Annotated in this window: 18 protein-coding genes; 7 read left to right on the top strand and 11 right to left on the bottom strand. The window is 72.0% G+C overall.

The features are described from left to right. Positions 1-62: 62 nt before the first annotated feature. Positions 63-539 carry a nuclear transport factor 2 family protein gene (locus tag ABB07_RS32655; RefSeq protein ID WP_208902084.1) on the top strand — a complete coding sequence of 159 codons (477 nt, stop codon included), beginning with the start codon at positions 63-65 and terminating at the stop codon, positions 537-539. Positions 540-693: 154 nt separating this feature from the next. After that, positions 694-2,268 (top strand): apolipoprotein N-acyltransferase, encoded by a 1,575-nt coding sequence (lnt, locus tag ABB07_RS32650; RefSeq protein ID WP_208902083.1) that lies wholly within the window; start codon positions 694-696, stop codon positions 2,266-2,268. Here the strand turns inward: lnt and ABB07_RS32645 are convergent. Further along, positions 2,186-3,097 carry a Gfo/Idh/MocA family protein gene (locus ABB07_RS32645; RefSeq protein WP_208902082.1) on the bottom strand — a complete coding sequence of 304 codons (912 nt, stop codon included), beginning with the start codon at positions 3,095-3,097 and terminating at the stop codon, positions 2,186-2,188. The two genes, lnt and ABB07_RS32645, sit on opposite strands and share 83 nt — an antisense overlap. Positions 3,098-3,108: 11 nt before the next feature. Beyond that, a complete protein-coding gene (locus tag ABB07_RS32640; RefSeq protein WP_208902081.1) occupies positions 3,109-4,278 on the bottom strand; it encodes an FAD-dependent monooxygenase in 1,170 nt (389 codons plus the stop codon). A gap of 108 nt (positions 4,279-4,386) precedes the next feature. On the opposite strand from ABB07_RS32640, the gene ABB07_RS32635 reads away from it, so the two are divergent. The 3 genes from ABB07_RS32635 to ABB07_RS32625 all read left to right on the top strand — a co-directional run bounded on the left by ABB07_RS32635 (position 4,387) and on the right by ABB07_RS32625 (position 6,113). Then, positions 4,387-4,977, top strand: coding sequence for a TetR/AcrR family transcriptional regulator (locus ABB07_RS32635; RefSeq protein WP_208902080.1), 591 nt, complete (start codon positions 4,387-4,389; stop codon positions 4,975-4,977). A 43-nt stretch (positions 4,978-5,020) separates the two neighbouring features. Then, positions 5,021-5,533: a DinB family protein gene (locus ABB07_RS32630; RefSeq protein WP_208902079.1), complete on the top strand. Its 513-nt coding sequence runs from the start codon at positions 5,021-5,023 to the stop codon at positions 5,531-5,533. Between the two features lie 115 nt (positions 5,534-5,648). Beyond that, positions 5,649-6,113 carry a hypothetical protein gene (locus tag ABB07_RS32625; protein WP_208902078.1) on the top strand — a complete coding sequence of 155 codons (465 nt, stop codon included), beginning with the start codon at positions 5,649-5,651 and terminating at the stop codon, positions 6,111-6,113. A gap of 108 nt (positions 6,114-6,221) precedes the next feature. Here ABB07_RS32625 and ABB07_RS32620 read toward each other — a convergent pair whose 3' ends face one another. The 7 genes from ABB07_RS32620 to ABB07_RS32590 form a co-directional block, all read right to left on the bottom strand. Further along, positions 6,222-6,677, bottom strand: a complete 456-nt coding sequence (locus ABB07_RS32620; RefSeq protein ID WP_208902077.1) for a hypothetical protein — start codon at positions 6,675-6,677, stop codon at positions 6,222-6,224. Positions 6,678-6,857: 180 nt separating this feature from the next. After that, positions 6,858-7,541 carry a uracil-DNA glycosylase gene (locus ABB07_RS32615; RefSeq protein ID WP_208902076.1) on the bottom strand — a complete coding sequence of 228 codons (684 nt, stop codon included), beginning with the start codon at positions 7,539-7,541 and terminating at the stop codon, positions 6,858-6,860. Positions 7,542-7,638: 97 nt separating this feature from the next. Beyond that, on the bottom strand, positions 7,639-9,216 hold the full coding sequence (locus tag ABB07_RS32610; protein WP_208902075.1) for an ABC transporter substrate-binding protein: 1,578 nt from the start codon (positions 9,214-9,216) through the stop codon (positions 7,639-7,641). Between the two features lie 187 nt (positions 9,217-9,403). Then, complete coding sequence (locus tag ABB07_RS32605; RefSeq protein WP_208902074.1) at positions 9,404-10,171, bottom strand: SDR family oxidoreductase; 768 nt, start codon at positions 10,169-10,171, stop codon at positions 9,404-9,406. A 13-nt stretch (positions 10,172-10,184) separates the two neighbouring features. Next, positions 10,185-10,946, bottom strand: a complete 762-nt coding sequence (gene fabG / locus ABB07_RS32600; RefSeq protein ID WP_208902073.1) for a 3-oxoacyl-ACP reductase FabG — start codon at positions 10,944-10,946, stop codon at positions 10,185-10,187. 149 nt (positions 10,947-11,095) lie between these two features. Next, entirely contained in the window at positions 11,096-11,545 is a 450-nt protein-coding gene (locus ABB07_RS32595; RefSeq protein WP_208902072.1) for a DUF3037 domain-containing protein, read from the bottom strand. Next, positions 11,542-12,306: a HipA family kinase gene (locus ABB07_RS32590; RefSeq protein WP_208902071.1), complete on the bottom strand. Its 765-nt coding sequence runs from the start codon at positions 12,304-12,306 to the stop codon at positions 11,542-11,544. The genes ABB07_RS32595 and ABB07_RS32590 overlap by 4 nt, the downstream gene beginning before the upstream one ends. A 241-nt stretch (positions 12,307-12,547) precedes the next feature. On the opposite strand from ABB07_RS32590, the gene ABB07_RS32585 reads away from it, so the two are divergent. After that, positions 12,548-13,072 carry a Rieske (2Fe-2S) protein gene (locus ABB07_RS32585; protein ID WP_208902070.1) on the top strand — a complete coding sequence of 175 codons (525 nt, stop codon included), beginning with the start codon at positions 12,548-12,550 and terminating at the stop codon, positions 13,070-13,072. Between the two features lie 6 nt (positions 13,073-13,078). Here ABB07_RS32585 and ABB07_RS32580 read toward each other — a convergent pair whose 3' ends face one another. Beyond that, on the bottom strand, positions 13,079-13,723 hold the full coding sequence (locus ABB07_RS32580; protein WP_208902069.1) for a cysteine hydrolase family protein: 645 nt from the start codon (positions 13,721-13,723) through the stop codon (positions 13,079-13,081). A gap of 148 nt (positions 13,724-13,871) precedes the next feature. On the opposite strand from ABB07_RS32580, the gene ABB07_RS32575 reads away from it, so the two are divergent. Further along, positions 13,872-14,342 (top strand): pyridoxamine 5'-phosphate oxidase family protein, encoded by a 471-nt coding sequence (locus tag ABB07_RS32575; protein ID WP_208902068.1) that lies wholly within the window; start codon positions 13,872-13,874, stop codon positions 14,340-14,342. Between the two features lie 3 nt (positions 14,343-14,345). Here ABB07_RS32575 and ABB07_RS32570 read toward each other — a convergent pair whose 3' ends face one another. Beyond that, positions 14,346-15,248 (bottom strand): LysR family transcriptional regulator, encoded by a 903-nt coding sequence (locus ABB07_RS32570; RefSeq protein WP_208902067.1) that lies wholly within the window; start codon positions 15,246-15,248, stop codon positions 14,346-14,348. Positions 15,249-15,273: the final 25 nt, after the last annotated feature.

The following is a 15,273-nucleotide window of genomic DNA, read 5'->3' as shown; positions in this document are numbered from 1 at the left end:
GGGCCACCGATTGTCCCGGCGCGCCTCTTGGCTCAGCGCCCGCCATGCCCAACACTGTGCCGATGACCCAGCGCGCTGAGCTCGCGACCGTGATGGACCGGCTGGCCGTGGACGAGTTGATCACCGCGTACGCGGTGGCGGTGGACGACGGCGACTGGCCCGCGTACCGGATGCTGTTCACGGCGGACGGACGGGCCGACTACCGATCGGCCGGCGGCATCGAGGGCGACGCCGGGCAGATCGCCGCGTGGCTCGCCGAGAACCTGGCCCTGTTCGCCATGCGCCAGCACCTGATCGTCAACCGCCAGGTCCGCTTCGGCCTCCTGGAGCACGACACCGGCGACACCGCCTCGGTACGGGCCGACTACCTCAACCCGATGCGCTTCGCGGCCAACGGCACCCCGACGGCGCCGGACCTGGTGTGCGGCGGCCGGTATGACTTCGGGTTGCTGCGCACCCCGGAGGGCTGGCGCCTGCGCGAGGTGACCGTCGACGAGAAATGGCGCCGCCTGCCGGCCACGGGGACTGCGACCCCGTGAGGGGCGCGGGGAACCGCGCGACCAACGGACGACGAGCCGCGGACGCCGCATGGCCGCCGGCACCCGAGCTCTGAGGCGCACCGGTTCCAGGCCCCCTGTCCTAGATCGCTCCAGACGCGCACACTGGAAGAAGCGCAGGGTAGGGAGGGCCCACATGAGGACGATCGACCACTGGCTCACCTCCCCCTGGCGGCGCTCCGGCATCGCCGCACTGGCCGGCGCCCTTCCCGTGCTCGCGTTCCCCGCGCCTGCGCTGTGGTGGTTCGCCTACGTCGCCCTGGTCCCCTGGATCCTGCTGGCCCGCTCGGCCCCGAGCGGGCGCCGAGCGGCGTACGACGGCTGGAGCGGCGGCTTCGGCTTCCTGCTGGCCGTGCACCACTGGCTGCTGCCGAGCCTGAACGTGTTCATCTTCCTGATAGCCGTCCTGCTGGGCGTGCTCTGGGCGCCCTGGGGCTGGCTGGTGCGCCGTTTCCTGGGCGAGCAGCCGACGCCCGGGCGGTGCGCCGCCGCGCTGCTGGTGCTGCCGTCCTGCTGGCTGATGGTGGAGCTGGTGCGGTCCTGGCAGGGGCTGGGCGGGCCGTGGGGCGTGCTGGGCGCCAGCCAGTGGCAGGTGTCGCCGGCGCTGCGGCTGGCCTCGGTCGGCGGAGTGTGGCTGCTGAGCTTTCTGGTGGTGGCCGTCAACGTGGCGGCGGCCGTGCTGGTGTCCGTGCGCGAGGCCCGCGTCCCGGCCGTGGCCTCGCTGGTCGCCACGGCCGCCGCGACCTGCGCCGCGTGGGCCTGGGCACCGCACCCGGGCGTCGACGGGCGGGTGCGGATCGCCGTCGTACAGCCCGGGATCATGGACGGGCACGACAGCGCCGGGAAGCGGTTCGACCGTGAGGAGCAGCTGACCCGGCGGCTCGCCGGGCAGGACGTCGACCTGGTCGTGTGGGGCGAGTCCAGCGTCGGGTACGACCTGGACGACCGGCCCGACCTGGCCCGGCGGATCGCCGCCCTGTCCCGCGAGACCGGGGCCGACGTGCTGGTGAACGTGGACGCCCGCCGCTCCGACCGGCCCGGCATCTACAAGAGTTCGGTGCTGATCGGTCCGGACGGCCCGACCGGCGAGCGGTACGACAAGATGCGGCTCGTGCCCTTCGGCGAGTACATACCGGCCCGCTCGCTCCTCGGCTGGGCGACCTCGGTCGGCAAGGCGGCCGCCGAGGACCGCAGGCGGGGCACCGAGCAGGTCGTCATGAACGTCGGGCACGGGCTGCGGATCGGCCCGCTGATCTGCTTCGAGACCGCGTTCCCCGACATGAGCCGGCATCTGGCCCAGGACGGCGCCGATGTCCTGCTCGGCCAGTCCGCCACCTCCACCTTCCAGGACAGCTGGGCCCCGGAGCAGCACGCCTCGCTGGCCGCGCTGCGGGCCGCCGAGACCGGCCGCCCGATGGTGCACGCGACCCTCACCGGCGTCTCGGCCGTGTACGGCCCCGGCGGCCAGCGGCTCGGCCCGTGGCTCGGCACCGGCACGAGCGGTGCCCGCGTGTACGACGTACCGCTCGCGCACGGCATCACGCCGTACGTCCGCTACGGCGACTGGCCGGTGCACGGCGCGCTGCTGGTGCTGGCCGTGTGGTGCGCCACCGAGGGGATGCGGGCGGTCAGGCTGCGCCGGGGCGGTCCCGAACCGCTCGTACCACCCGCTCGCACAGCTCATGGGTCGCCAGCGCGTCCCGGGCGCTGAGCACCTTCCCGGCGCGCACGGCGTCGAGGAAGGCGAGGACCGCCTGCTCGATGCCGCGCTGCCGGGCCACCGGCACCCAATCGCCGCGCCGGCGCACGGTCGGCTGGCCCTTGTGGTCGATCACCTCGGCGAGGTTGACCACCTGCCGCTTGGTGTCCTGCCCGGAGACCTCCAGGATCTCCTCGGCGGAGCCGCTGAGCCGGTTCATCACGCCGAGCGCCGTGAAACCGTCCCCGCCGAGCTGGAGCACCACATGGTGCAGCAGCCCGGCCTCGACGCGGGCGCGGACCGTGACGTCGTCCACCGGGCCCGGCACCAGGAACCGCAGGGTGTCGACGACGTGGATGAAGTCGTCCAGGATCATCGGACGCGGTTCCTCGGGCAGTCCGATCCGGTTCTTCTGCATGAGGATCAGCTCGCGGGGGTGCTCCAGGCACTGGGCGTATCCGGGTGCGTACCGCCGGTTGAAGCCGACGAACAGGGAGACCCCGCGCTCCTCGGCGAGGGCCACCAGCCGCTCGGAGTCGGCGAGTTCGTAGGCGAGCGGCTTGTCCACGTACGTCGGTACGCCCGCCTGGAGCAGCCGGGTGACGATCTCGGGGTGGACGGCGGTCGGCGCGTGCACGAAGGCCGCGTCGAGACCGGCGCCCAGCAGGGAGTCGAGCGTGGTGTGCCGCCGGCCGGCCGGCAGGTGCAGGCTGTCCGCGACCCGGTCGAGGGTGGCGGGCGTCCTGGTCTGGAGGTGGAGGTCGATGCCCGGCTGCACGGCCAGCACCGGCAGGTACGCCTTCTGCGCGATGTCCCCGAGCCCGATGCAGCCGACCTTCACGTGCCTCTCCCCTACCGCTTGGTTGCCTCTTCGGCAGCATACGGGGGCCGCCAGCCGGCGATGTCGTCGAAGCCGCGCAGGAGGAGCGCCGGTCCGGCCTTCGACAGTGCCGCGACCAACGTGTTGCGTACGGCGACGGCGGCGGGGTTGCCGGCCATGTTCACGCGGGCGACCCGGACGGCCCGGCGGGCGATCGCGGTGGTGCGCGGCAGCCGGGCGGCGGTGTAGGCGGCGAGGTCGTCGCAGTGGTGGGCGAGCACGACGGCGTCCTCGACGGCCTGGTTGCCGCCCTGGCCGAGGGTCGGCGGCATGGCGTGGGCGGCGTCGCCGAGCAGGGCCACCCGGCCGGAGTGGAAGGCCGGCAGGGGCGTGACGATGTGGTGGACGTCGTGCCGGAGCACGTCCTCGGGTCGGGCGGCGGCGAGCACGGCGGGAATGGGGTCGTGCCAGTCGCCGAACAGGCGCAGGAGTTCGGCCTTCTCGTCGTCGGGTGCTCGTCCGCCGGCCGGGGTCACGGCCGCCGCGTAGGCGTAGACGCGGCCGTCCTTGAGCGGATGGGTGCCCCAGATGCGGCCCCGGCCCCAGGTCTCGTGCGAGGCGAACGTCACGCCGGGCACCTCGATCAGCACCCGCCAGGTGGTGAATCCCGCGTACACCGGGCCGGGGTGAGCCGGGAAGAGGGCACCGCGCACACGGGAGTCGATGCCGTCCGCGCCGACCACCAGTTCGGCCGCCAGTTCGTCGTCGCCGATGCTCACCCGGGCGGGCCGCCGGTGGTCGCCGGGATCGGCGAGGGACGCGGCGGCCGCGGTGCGGACGGCACCGGGCGGGAGCAGGGCGGCGAGCCGATCGACCAGGGTGGCGCGGGGCAGCAGGACCAGGGGGCCGCCGAAGCGGGCGGCGGCCGCCTCGGCGCTGGTCCGGGACAGCCACCGCCCGCCGGGGGCGCGCAGTCCGCCGTCCCCCTGCCAGGCCGCCAGATCACGGATCTCCGCGCCGACGCCGAGCACGTCCAGGGCGCTGAGGGCGTTCGGGGCCAGGGAGATGGCCGCGCCGACGGGTTCCAGGGAGCGCGCCCGCTCCAGCACCGTCACGTCCCAGCCCCCGCGGTGCAGGGCCGCCGCCGCGGCCAGACCTCCGATGCCGCCGCCGATGACGATCGCGCGTCCCGACCGAGCCATGGCTCCTCCCGATTCCCCGTTCCGAGTGCCCGTGTGACTACATCTGTGACTACATCTGTAGTGAGTGGGACTCTACTACAGCCGTAGTGAGACAGATAGGGTCGCCTCATGTCCGTACGCACCCCCGGCGCCTCCCGTGCCGATCTCGTCGCCGACGCCGCCCTCGCCCTGCTCGCCGAGCGCGGGATGCGCGGGCTGACGCACCGGGCGGTGGACGAGACGGCCGGACTGCCGCTGGGCTCGACGTCGAACGTGGCGCGCACCCGGCAGGCCCTGCTGGAGCTGGCGGTACGACGGCACGCCGAGCGCGAGGCCCGGGTGCTGGACGTGGCGGAACTGCCGGATCCGAGCGGCGGAGCGGACGCGCTGGCCGACGGTCTGGCCCTGGCCGTGCACCGCTCCCTGACCCAGGGCCGCGCCCTGCTGATCGCCCGCTACGAACTCGCGCTGGAGGCTACGCGCCGCCCCGAGCTGCGGGCCTTCTACGACCGGACCGGTGCCGTGTTCAAGGAACAGCTGGCCGCGATGCTCACCGCGGTCGGCTCGCCCGACCCGGCCCGGCACGCGCTGTCCCTGGTCGCCTGGGCGGACGGGCTGATGTTCTCCTGCGCGGCGGGCTCGTTCGGCGCCGAGCAACCGGGCCTGGAGGAGATCCGCACCGGCCTGCGGGAACTGCTCGCGGGGCTGCTGGGCCGGTGAAAACCCCTGGTGGAGGGCCGTGATCTCGGGTGACGATACGGGCATGACGACCGAACGCCGAGAGCCCGACCAGACCGCCGGTGAACGCGCCATGCTGGAGGGCTGGCTGGAGTATCACCGCCAGACCCTGGCGTGGAAGTGCGAGGGACTGACCGACGAGCAGTTGCGGACCCCGTCCGTGCCGCCCTCCGAGCTGTCCCTCATGGGCCTGGTGCGGCACATGGCGGAGGTGGAACGGGGCTGGTTCCGCAAGGTGCTGGTGGGCGACGACCCCGGCCCGATCTACTACACGGAGGAGGACCGGGACGGCGAGTTCCACCTCACCGAGGCCGACACCTGGCAGGAGGCCCACGCGACCTGGCAGGCGGAGATCGAGACGGCCCGGCGCAACGCGGCCGGCTTCGAGCTCGACGACCTGTCCCGGGGAAAGAGCCGGTTCCGTGACGAGCCGTTCAGCCTGCGCTGGATCTACACCCACATGATCGAGGAGTACGCCCGGCACAACGGCCACGCCGACCTGATCCGCGAGCGGATCGACGGCGCCACCGGCGACTGAGCGTCAGCCCCGGCACGCGGAAACCCCCCGTACGGGGCACGAGATCACCCGTGCGGGGGCATCGACCTCGGCTCCCTGACCCCAACCCGGGCGCCGAGCCAGCAGAGTTGACCAGGTGCATCGAACGACGACGACCGCAGCGCTCCTGGTCACCGTGGCCGTCTCGGCCCTCACCGGCTGTGTGACGGTACCGCGCCCCGCGACACCCGCGCCGCCGAGGGACACGGCCCCCTCGCTCCCGACGGCACCCCGGCCGGACGGCAGCACCGAACCCCGCGCGGTGCAGGCACCGGCCCAGGAGGCCCTGGAGATGACGGGCCCGTCCCGGCATCCGCAGCACCGGCCTCCGGCGGCCCCGCGGCACCCGGCCGAGGTACCGCCGGCCGTGCACCGTCCGCCGGCCGCGCCGCCGGCTCCCCCGCGTCACCGCGAGCACCCCCGGCAGCCGCATCCCACCACCCCGGATCTCCCGAACACGGCACCCAAGGCCCCGAACGTCTGCGCCCTGGGCAAGCGGTACGGCGGCTGGCGCGACGACAGCACGGAGGCGAAGATCTGCGAACAGACGTACGGCCACTGAAACGCGCCCGAAAGGGGCGCGGAGCCGTGTCGATTTGCGGCTCTGCCGCGTGCGCGCGACGAGCCACGACGAAGCCGCACCCGCAAGACGGCACAGCCCGGCATACGCCTAGGCGCCCTCCCCCAGCCGCAGCTCCATCCGGTCGATGGCCGCCCACACCCCGTCGCCGTACCCGTCGTCGGCCAGCGCGGCAGCGAACTCGCGTGCCCGGTGCAAATGGCTCCGGGCCGCCTCGTCCCGGCCCAGCTTCACGTAGTCGGCGGCGAGATTGAGGTGGAGCGAGGGGAACAACCCCCGCACACTCAGCGGAGCGCCCCGCTCCTCCGCCGCCGACAACGCCCTGAGGTCCCAGGCGAGTTCGTCCTCCGGGTCCTCCTGGGTGTCGGCCAGATAGTGGGCCAGGGTGCAGCGGTGCAGCGGGTCGCCGTCCTCGCAGATCTCCGCCCACAGGTTCAGGAAGCGGCTGCGGGCCTCCTCGCGGTCGCCGCCGTGGTGCAGCATCACGACCTGCCCGATCCGCGTCAGCAGGGCATCGGGTGCCGCCTGCTCCTGTTGCTCCGCCACGGGGCCCTCCGGGCTTTCGACCGATGTGGTGGTGCTGACGTTAAACGGCGCCGTCTGGAATCCTCGGCAGGCGGCGCCGTTGTGGCTTGGGCCGGTGGCCCGGCTGCGGGCTCGTCGTGGCTGGTCGCGCCCACGCGGCGGAGCCGCATGTCGACGCAGCCCCGCGCCCCTTCGGGGCGCTCACCCCAGGTTCGGGATCCGCCAGTCGATCGGCTCGTGCCCCTGCGCGGCGATCGCCTCGTTGATCTGGGTGAAGGGGCGGGAGCCGAAGAACTTCTTCGCGGACAGGGGGGAGGGGTGCGCGCCCTTGACCACCACGTGCCGCTTGTCGTCGATCAGTGGCAACTTCTTCTGGGCGTAGTTGCCCCACAGCACGAAGACCGCCGGGTCCGGGCGGGAGGCCACCGCGCGGATCACCGCGTCGGTGAACTTCTCCCAGCCCTTGCCCTTGTGCGAGTTGGCCTCGCCGGCGCGGACCGTGAGGACCGCGTTGAGCAGCAGCACACCCTGCCGGGCCCACGGCATGAGGTAGCCGTTGTCGGGGACGGGCAGGCCCAGCTCCTCCTGCATCTCCTTGTAGATGTTGCGCAGGGAGGGCGGGGTCTTCACGCCGGGACGGACCGAGAAGCACAGGCCATGGCCCTGGCCCTCGCCGTGGTACGGGTCCTGGCCGAGGACGAGGACCTTGACCTGCTCGTACGGCGTCGCCTCCAGCGCGGCGAAGACCTGCTCGCGCGGCGGGTAGACGGGACCCTTCGCCCGCTCCTCCTCGACGAACTCGGTCAGCTCCTTGAAGTAGGGCTGCTGCAGCTCGTCGCCCAGAACCCCGCGCCAGGACTCGGGCAGCATGGCGATGTCGGTCACGTCAACGTCCTCACGATGTCGATCAACTACGGCCTGTGGTCACTTCCAGGTCCAGAACCTACAGGCGACCACTGACAACCGGCACAGGAAGGCCGGTTCACCAGCTGGTCTTGCGGTGCAGTGCCCACATCATCATGATCGTCGACGGGTCGAGGGACTGTTCGCCGCCGGAGATGTCCTCGCTGGCGGCGATGAACTGCCGGCCCTGCCACAGCGGGATCAGCCGGGCGTCGTTCACCAGGATCTGCTGGGCCGCCTCCATGTCCTTGACCGTCTGGGCGCGGTCGCTCTCGGCACGGGAGTGCGGCAGCAGCTTGTCGGTGATCTCCTTGGACGGGTAGGGGGTGCCGAGGGCGTTGTGATCGCCGACGAACGGGGCGATGAAGTTGTCCGCGTCGGGGAAGTCGGGGAACCAGCCGCGGCCGAACACCGGGTACTCGCCGTTCTGGTAGCCGACCACATAGGTCTTCCAGGGGCGGCTCTTGAGCGTGATCGAGAACAGGCCGGACGCCTCCAGCTGCCGCTTCAGCTCCTGGAACATCAGCCCCGTCTCGGAGCCGTACCGGTCGGTGGTGTACCAGAGGGTGAGCGGGACGCGCTGGTGGATGCCCGCGTCGGAGAGGATCTTGCGGGCCTTGGTCACGCTCGGGTCGCCGTAGTCGTCGAAGAAGCCGGTGCTGTGCCCGGTCAGGCCCTTGGGGACCATCGAGTACAGCGGGTCGACGGTGTCCTTGTAGACCTTGTGGGCGATGGCGCCCCGGTCGACGATCTGGGCGACGGCCTTGCGGACGGCCGGCTCCTTGGCCCAGGGATCCTTGGGGTTGAACACCAGGTAGCTGATGTCGATGCCGGAGCCGTCGACCAGCTGGAGGTTGCTGTCGGCGTGCTGCTGGAGGGCGAGGATGTCGTCGGCGGCGAGACCGCGGTAGGTGACGTCGATCTGCTTGTCCCGCAGGGCCTTGACCATCTGGGCCGAGTCCTGGAAGTAGCGGATGGTCACGGCGTCGTTCTGCCGCTTGGCGAAGCCCTGGTAGCTGCCGTTGGCGACGAGGACGGCCTGCTTGTCCTCGTCGTAGGACTGGAGCTTGTACGGCCCGGAGCCGTAGACACTGTTGTCCTTGCGCAGGGAGCGCGCGGGGTAGTCGTCCGGGTCGACGATCGACATCGCGGGCGTGGCCAGCACGAACGGGAAGGTGGCGTCGGGCTGGTTGAGGTGGAAGACGATCTCGCGGTCGCCGAGCGCCTGCACCCGGTCCAGGCTGCCGAGCAGCGGGGCGGGGCCGCCGGGGGCGTTGATGGTGCGGATGCGGTCGATGGAGTGCTTGACGGCCTGGGCGTTCAGGGCGTTGCCGTCGGCGAACTTCAGGCCCGAGCGCAGGGTGCAGCGGTAGGTGCGGCTCGAGGAGTCGGTGAAGGAGCAGCTCTGGGCGGCGTCGGGCTGGGGGGTGGTGGCACCGCTGGGGTAGGCGAGCAGTGTCTGGAAGATGTTGCGGTACAGCTCCCAGGAGCCGTCGTAGGCTCCGGCGGGGTCCAGCGTGCTGGGCGCGCTGGTGGTGCCGACGACGATCGGGCCCTTGCTGTCGCCGCCGCCGTCGGACAGCAGGCTGCAGCCGGCCACCAGGGATATGGACGCGATCGCCGCGACTCTCCGCAGGAATCGGTTCCGGTTGAACACGCGCACGCTCCTCGATCTGCCATACCAAGGGTCGGCAGACCATACCGCAGCGTTCGCAGCCCTGAACCTCCCCGGAAACGAGGCTTCTTGATCGATTTCGCGATGACGACGTTGTCAGTCCGCTGTGCGGAATCCATGGGGCCTTCCGGGCGCCGATCCGTCCGAAAATCGGCGCCCGGAAGGTGGCTCAGCCCACGCCGGCGTTGAGGAAGATGCCGCCGTCCACGACGAGCGTCTGGCCGGTGATCCAGTCGGACTGGGTGGAGGTGAGGAACGCGGCGGCGCCGCCGATGTCGGAGGGCACGCCGAGCCGGCCGAGGGGGTAGGCGGCGGCCGCCTCCTCCTCCCGGTTCTCGTACAGGGCCTGCGCGAACTTGGTCTTGACCACGGCCGGGGCGATCGCGTTGACCCGCACCTTCGGCGCGAACTCGTGCGCCAGCTGCTGGGTCAGGTTGATCATCGCGGCCTTGCTGACGCCGTAGGCGCCGATGAACGGCGAGGGCGCGAGGCCCGCGACCGAGGCGATGTTGACGATCGCGCCGCCGTTGTCCTTCTGCCAGGCGTGCCAGGACTTCTGGGCGAAGCCGAGCGCGGAGATCACGTTGGTCTCGAAGACCTTGCGGGCGACGTCCAGGTCGAGGTCGGCGATCGGGCCGAAGACCGGGTTGGTGCCCGCGTTGTTGACCAGGAAGTCGAGGCGCCCGAAGGCCTCCATGGTGCGCTCGACGGCCTCGGCCTGGTGGGCCAGGTCGTGCGCCTTGCCGGCGACGCCGATGACCCGGTCCGAGCCGAGCTTCTCGACGGCCTCCTTCAGCGCGTCCTCGTTGCGGCCGGTGATGCACACGCGGTCGCCACGGGCGACGAGCGCCTCGGCGACGCCGTAGCCGATGCCGCGGCTGGCGCCCGTGACGAGGGCGACCTTGCCCGACAGCTCGGGCAGTTCAGCGGAAGTCATGTACCCGTATCCCTTAGTTGAGCGGTCCGCCGGCGACGTACAGCACCTGGCCGGAGACGAAGCCGGCCGCTTCGCCGGTGAAGAAGGCGATGGCGTTGGCGATGTCCTCGGGCTCGCCGACGCGCTGCACCGGGATCTGGGTCGCGGCGGCCTTCTTGAAGTCCTCGAAGCCCATGCCGACGCGGTCGGCGGTGGCCTTGGTCATCTCGGTGGCGATGAAGCCGGGGGCGACCGCGTTGGCGGTGATGCCGAACTTGCCCAGCTCGATGGCGAGGGTCTTGGTGAAGCCCTGCAGGCCCGCCTTGGCGGCGGAGTAGTTGGCCTGGCCGCGGTTGCCGAGCGCCGAGGAGGAGGACAGGTTGACCACCCGGCCGAAGCCCGCGTCGACCATGTGCTTCTGGACGGCCTTGGTCATCAGGAACGAGCCGCGCAGGTGAACGTTCAGGACGGTGTCCCAGTCGGAGACGCTCATCTTGAACAGCAGGTTGTCGCGCAGGACGCCCGCGTTGTTGACGAGGATCGTCGGGGCGCCCAGCTCCTCGACGATCCGGGCGACGGCCGCCTCGACCTGCGCCTCGTCGGAGACGTCGGCGCCGACCGCGATGGCCTTGCCGCCGGCGGCGGTGATCTTCTCGACGGTGTCCTTGCAGGCGGCCTCGTCGAGGTCGATCACGGCGACGGCACGGCCCTCGGCGGCCAGCCGTACGGCGGTGGCGGCGCCGATGCCGCGCGCCGCGCCGGTGACTACCGCGACCCGCTGTTCAGTGGTGGACATTGCTGCTTCTCCTCGCCCTTGAGAGAACCTGTCGGGGCCCTTGGCAGTGAGCCCCTCATGCGGTGAGCGACCGCTTAGTACCTTCAGCAGAGGTGACGCTAGAAGCCCTGGCACCCGGTGTCAACGGCACACCGGGTGCGTGTGATCCATTACCTCACCAAGAGGTCCAGCAACCGCTCGGTCTCGGCCGCCGGGTCGGCGGTCAGACCGGTGTGCACGGGGCCGGGCTGCACGATCGTGGAGCGGGGTGCGATCAGCCAGCGGAAGCGGCGCCCGGCGTCGTCCCCCGCCGCCTGCCCGGCCTCCTCGCCGCCCGCGCAGTGCCGCTCGATCGCACCGAGCGCGGCCCGGATCCCGGCCACGTCCGCCTCCGGGTCCAGCGCGAGCAGCCGGGCCTCGTCCAGATGGGTACGGGCGCCGACGTAGGCCCTGGCACGGCTGTAGACGACGACGCCCGCGTTGACGCACTCCCCGCGCTCCACCCGCGGTACGACCCTGAGCAGCGCGTACTCGAACACGTCCCGGTCCCCGCCCTGCCCCGCCCGGGTGATGTGCCGTTCGGTGACATGGCCGGCCATGTGGATGTGGGTCTCGCTCACTTGGTCCCCTCGATACCGGTGATGCGTTCGTGGACGCCCTTCGCCCGCGCGAGCAGCGGCCCGGCGTAGGCCCGGCGCAGGTCGTCGGGGGTGTCGAAGCCCGGCTCCTCGGTGAGCCAGGCGTCCGGGACCTCGGCGGTGACCTCGGCGAGCAGGTCCTCGGTGACCCGGGGCGCCAGGTCGGCCGCGGCGCCGGCGACGTCCGGGGCGAAGCGGGCGAGGGCGTGGTCGGAGGCGTCGTAGGGGCGGGCCGCGGAGGCGTCGGCCGAGGGCCAGTTGTGGTGCCAGATCATCGTGGCGCCGTGGTCGATGAGCCACAGCGCGCCGCGGTGCACCAGGAGGTTGGGGTTGCGCCAGGACCGGTCCACGTTGTTGACCAGCGCGTCGAACCAGACGATCCGGCCGGCCTCCTCGGGGCTCACCGGGAAGGCGAGCGGGTCGAAGCCGAGGGCGCCGGAGAGGAAGTCCATGCCGAGGTTGCTGCCGCCGCTGGACCTGAGCAGGTCCTGCACCTGCTGTTCGGGTTCGCCGAGGCCGAGGACCGGGTCGAGCCGGACGGTGACCAGCCGGGGCATCCGGAACCCGAGGCGGCGGGCGAGTTCGCCGCACACCACCTCGGCGACCAGCGTCTTGCGGCCCTGTCCGGCGCCGGTGAACTTCAGGACGTAGGCCCCGAAGTCGTCGGCCTCCACGAGCCCCGGCAGCGAGCCGCCTTCACGCAGGGGCGTGATGTAACGGGTGGCGGTGACTTCTGGCAGCATTTCCCCAGGCTACCGAGTTCTCGACCGTGCGATCGCCGGCCGCCGGGAGGTTCGCGGCGGTGCGGCCCACGCGGCACGCGACGGCCGGCGCCACGGGCGGTGCCGACAGCGGATCGACAGCTGTGGTTTACGGGCGTCTCATGCCCGGACGGCAAGGATCTGCATGCCCGTCTGAACGGGTCGCGTCCGGGCGCCGTACCCCTGGACGGATCACGAGAAGCTCCGCGGAAGGGAAGCTCACATGACCAGCGCATCGCCCCAGCCCCATGCCGGACCGGCCCGCCGTACCGTCGTGGCGGCGGCCGGAGCGGCGGGGCTCGCCGCCGCGCTGACCGCCTGCGGTTCGGGCGACAACTCGTCGGACACGGCCGGCACCGGGTCCGGTTCCTCCGGCTCGACCGGCTCGACCGGCTCCGGCGGGTCGGCGGGGAGCACCGGCTCCACGGGATCCTCGCAGAACAGCGGCGGTTCGGCCGGCGGCACCGCGCTCGCCAAGACCTCCGACATCCCCGAGGGCGGCGGCAAGGTCTTCAAGGACCAGGGTGTCGTCGTCACCCAGCCGGCGGCGGGCCAGTTCAAGGCGTTCTCGTCCAAGTGCACCCACCAGGGGTGTGCCGTGGGGAGCGTGGCGAACGGCGTGATCGTCTGTCCGTGCCACAACAGCCACTTCTCCGCCGAGGACGGCAGCGTGAAGCAGGGTCCCGCGACCCAGCCGCTGCCCGCGGCGAAGATCGCCGTGTCCGGCGACGAGATCAAGCTGGCCTGAGCCGTCTCACCCCCGCCCGCGCGGCCGTTGGAGGCAGCCGAGCACCTCGTCGGTGGTCGAGACCGTGGCGACCAGCGCGAGGGTGTGACGGATCATCGCGGGGGTGTACTCGGCGGGCACCCCCGCGATGGCGTCGGCCGGGACGACGGCGGTGTAGCCAAGGTTGACGGCGTCGAACACCGCGTTGGGTACCGCCACGTTGGCGGAGACACCGGTGACGACCAGCGTGCGGCAGCCGAGGTTGCGCAGCAGGGCGTCGACGTCGGTGCCGTGGATCGGGGACAGGCCGTGCAGCCGCCGTACGACGATGTCCTCCTCGGTGACCTCGATCGGGGGCGCGACGCGGACCGCGGTGGTGCCGGACAGCTGCTGCACGGGGAGCCGTTCGGCGGCCCGGAACAGCCGGGCGTTGCGGCTCGCGCCCCGGCCGTCCGGGCGGCGCTCGGCGATCGCGTGGACCACCTGGACACCGGTCTCGTGGGCGGCGGCGACCAGCCGGGCCACATTGCGCAGCGCACCGGAGGACCGGGCCGCACGGGCGAGTTCGGGCAGGGCGCTGTCCGGGCCGACGACCCCCTGCTGGCACTCCACGGTGAGCAGGACGGTGCTCACGGGGTCGAGGAGTTCGCCGAGCTGTGCGTGCGACGGCATGGCACGCCTCCCTTCGAGGAACCGCACGAGGACTGACGAGGACTGACGCGGACTTACGAGGACAGCCTGTTCTCTTTTCTGACGTGATGTCAGAGGATCACCACCACACGATAGTTCTCTGGCACGACGTGGGAGAAGAGGGGGCCGCATGACCGTCATTCAGCAGCGCCGGGGCCGGAAGATCATGATGACGCCCGGCGAGCTGGACGAGTTCCTCACCAGTCAGCGCACCTGCCGGGTCGCGACCGTCTCGGCGGACGGCACTCCGCATGTCAGCGCGTTGTGGTTCGCCTGGGACGGCACCTCGCTGTGGCTGTACTCGGTGGTGCGCAGCAGGCGCTGGGCGCAGCTGTGCCGCGATCCCCGGGTGGCCGTCGTGGTCGACTCGGGCGAGGAGTACGACCAGTTGCGCGGGGTCGAACTGTCCGGCCGGGTGGAGTTCGTCGGCGAGGTGCCGCGCACCGGGGAGCTGTGCGCCGAGCTCGACACGGCCGAGACGCTGTTCGCACGGAAGAACTTCGGCCTGGACGAGATGCCGCACGACGGCCGCCACGCGTGGGCACGGCTGACCCCGGACAAGATCGTCTCCTGGGACTTCCGCAAGCTGGGGCCGGCGTAGGGCTCAGCCGACCCCCTGTGCGGCGGTCCGCAGGGCGTCCACCGCCGCCCTGATCGAGGGGCGGCGGTCGGCGTCCGCGCGCCAGACCACGTAGACGTGCCGGCGCACCCGCTGCCTGAGCGGGACGAGGACCACGCCCTCGGGGACCGGGTGCCGACCCAGGAGCGGCGCGATGCACACGCCCAGTCCCGCGGCGACCAGGCCGAGCTGGGTGTGGGTCTCGCCCGCGCGGTGGCCGACGATCGGCTCGACGCCCTTGGAGCGCAGGGTGAACATCAGCCACTCGTGGCAGAACTCGCCCTCGCCCCAGGTGATCCACTCGTCCTCGGCGAACTCGGTGAGGTCCACCTCGTCCCGCGCGGCGAGCCGGTGCCCGGCCGGCATGGCGACATCGGCCGGGTCGTCCAGCAGGGGTGCCTTGACCAGGCCGTCGGGCACGGGCATCGGCTTGTTGTACCAGTCCAGGACCACGGCGAGATCCAGATCGCCGCGGACGACACCGGCGACGCCCGCCTCCGGCTCCAGCTCGCTGGAGCGCACCCGCAGCCCCGGATGCTCGGCCCGCAGCGCGCCGAGCGCGACCGGGAAGAGCCCGCGGGCGGCGGTCGGGAACGCGGACAGCCTGAGCTCGCCGACGACCTGCCCGCGGTGGGCCTCGAGGTCGGACTCGGCGAGTTCGACCTGCGACAGGATGCGGGCCGCGTGCTCCGACAGCAGGCGGCCGGCGTCCGTGAGCCGTACCCCGCGGCCGTTCTTGGCGAGCAGTCGCTGGCCGATCTCGCGCTCCAGCTTGCCCAGTTGCTGGGAGACGGCGGACGTGGTGACGTGCAGCGCGTCGGCGGCGGCGCTCACCGAGCCGTGCCGGGCGAGGGCGTCGAGGGTGCGCAGGCGCTCCAGGTTCAACATGTAAGTGATTCTAAGAGATACCTCG

The organism is Streptomyces incarnatus, assembly GCF_001027185.1.
GTDB classification, from domain to species: Bacteria; Actinomycetota; Actinomycetes; order Streptomycetales; family Streptomycetaceae; genus Streptomyces; species Streptomyces puniciscabiei.
Note: the sequence above shows the minus strand (reverse complement) of the source record. Positions and strands in the feature narration are given on the sequence as shown.

Coding starts and splice junctions, on each gene's coding strand:
- ABB07_RS32655 (WP_208902084.1), top strand. CDS start 63: ATGACCCAGCGCGCTGAGCTCGCGACCGTGATGGACCGGCTGGCCGTG.
- lnt (WP_208902083.1), top strand. CDS start 694: ATGAGGACGATCGACCACTGGCTCACCTCCCCCTGGCGGCGCTCCGGC.
- ABB07_RS32640 (WP_208902081.1), bottom strand. CDS start 4,278: ATGGCTCGGTCGGGACGCGCGATCGTCATCGGCGGCGGCATCGGAGGT.
- ABB07_RS32635 (WP_208902080.1), top strand. CDS start 4,387: ATGTCCGTACGCACCCCCGGCGCCTCCCGTGCCGATCTCGTCGCCGAC.
- ABB07_RS32630 (WP_208902079.1), top strand. CDS start 5,021: ATGACGACCGAACGCCGAGAGCCCGACCAGACCGCCGGTGAACGCGCC.
- ABB07_RS32605 (WP_208902074.1), bottom strand. CDS start 10,171: ATGACTTCCGCTGAACTGCCCGAGCTGTCGGGCAAGGTCGCCCTCGTC.
- fabG (WP_208902073.1), bottom strand. CDS start 10,946: ATGTCCACCACTGAACAGCGGGTCGCGGTAGTCACCGGCGCGGCGCGC.
- ABB07_RS32590 (WP_208902071.1), bottom strand. CDS start 12,306: ATGCTGCCAGAAGTCACCGCCACCCGTTACATCACGCCCCTGCGTGAA.
- ABB07_RS32585 (WP_208902070.1), top strand. CDS start 12,548: ATGACCAGCGCATCGCCCCAGCCCCATGCCGGACCGGCCCGCCGTACC.
- ABB07_RS32580 (WP_208902069.1), bottom strand. CDS start 13,723: ATGCCGTCGCACGCACAGCTCGGCGAACTCCTCGACCCCGTGAGCACC.
- ABB07_RS32575 (WP_208902068.1), top strand. CDS start 13,872: ATGACCGTCATTCAGCAGCGCCGGGGCCGGAAGATCATGATGACGCCC.
- ABB07_RS32570 (WP_208902067.1), bottom strand. CDS start 15,248: ATGTTGAACCTGGAGCGCCTGCGCACCCTCGACGCCCTCGCCCGGCAC.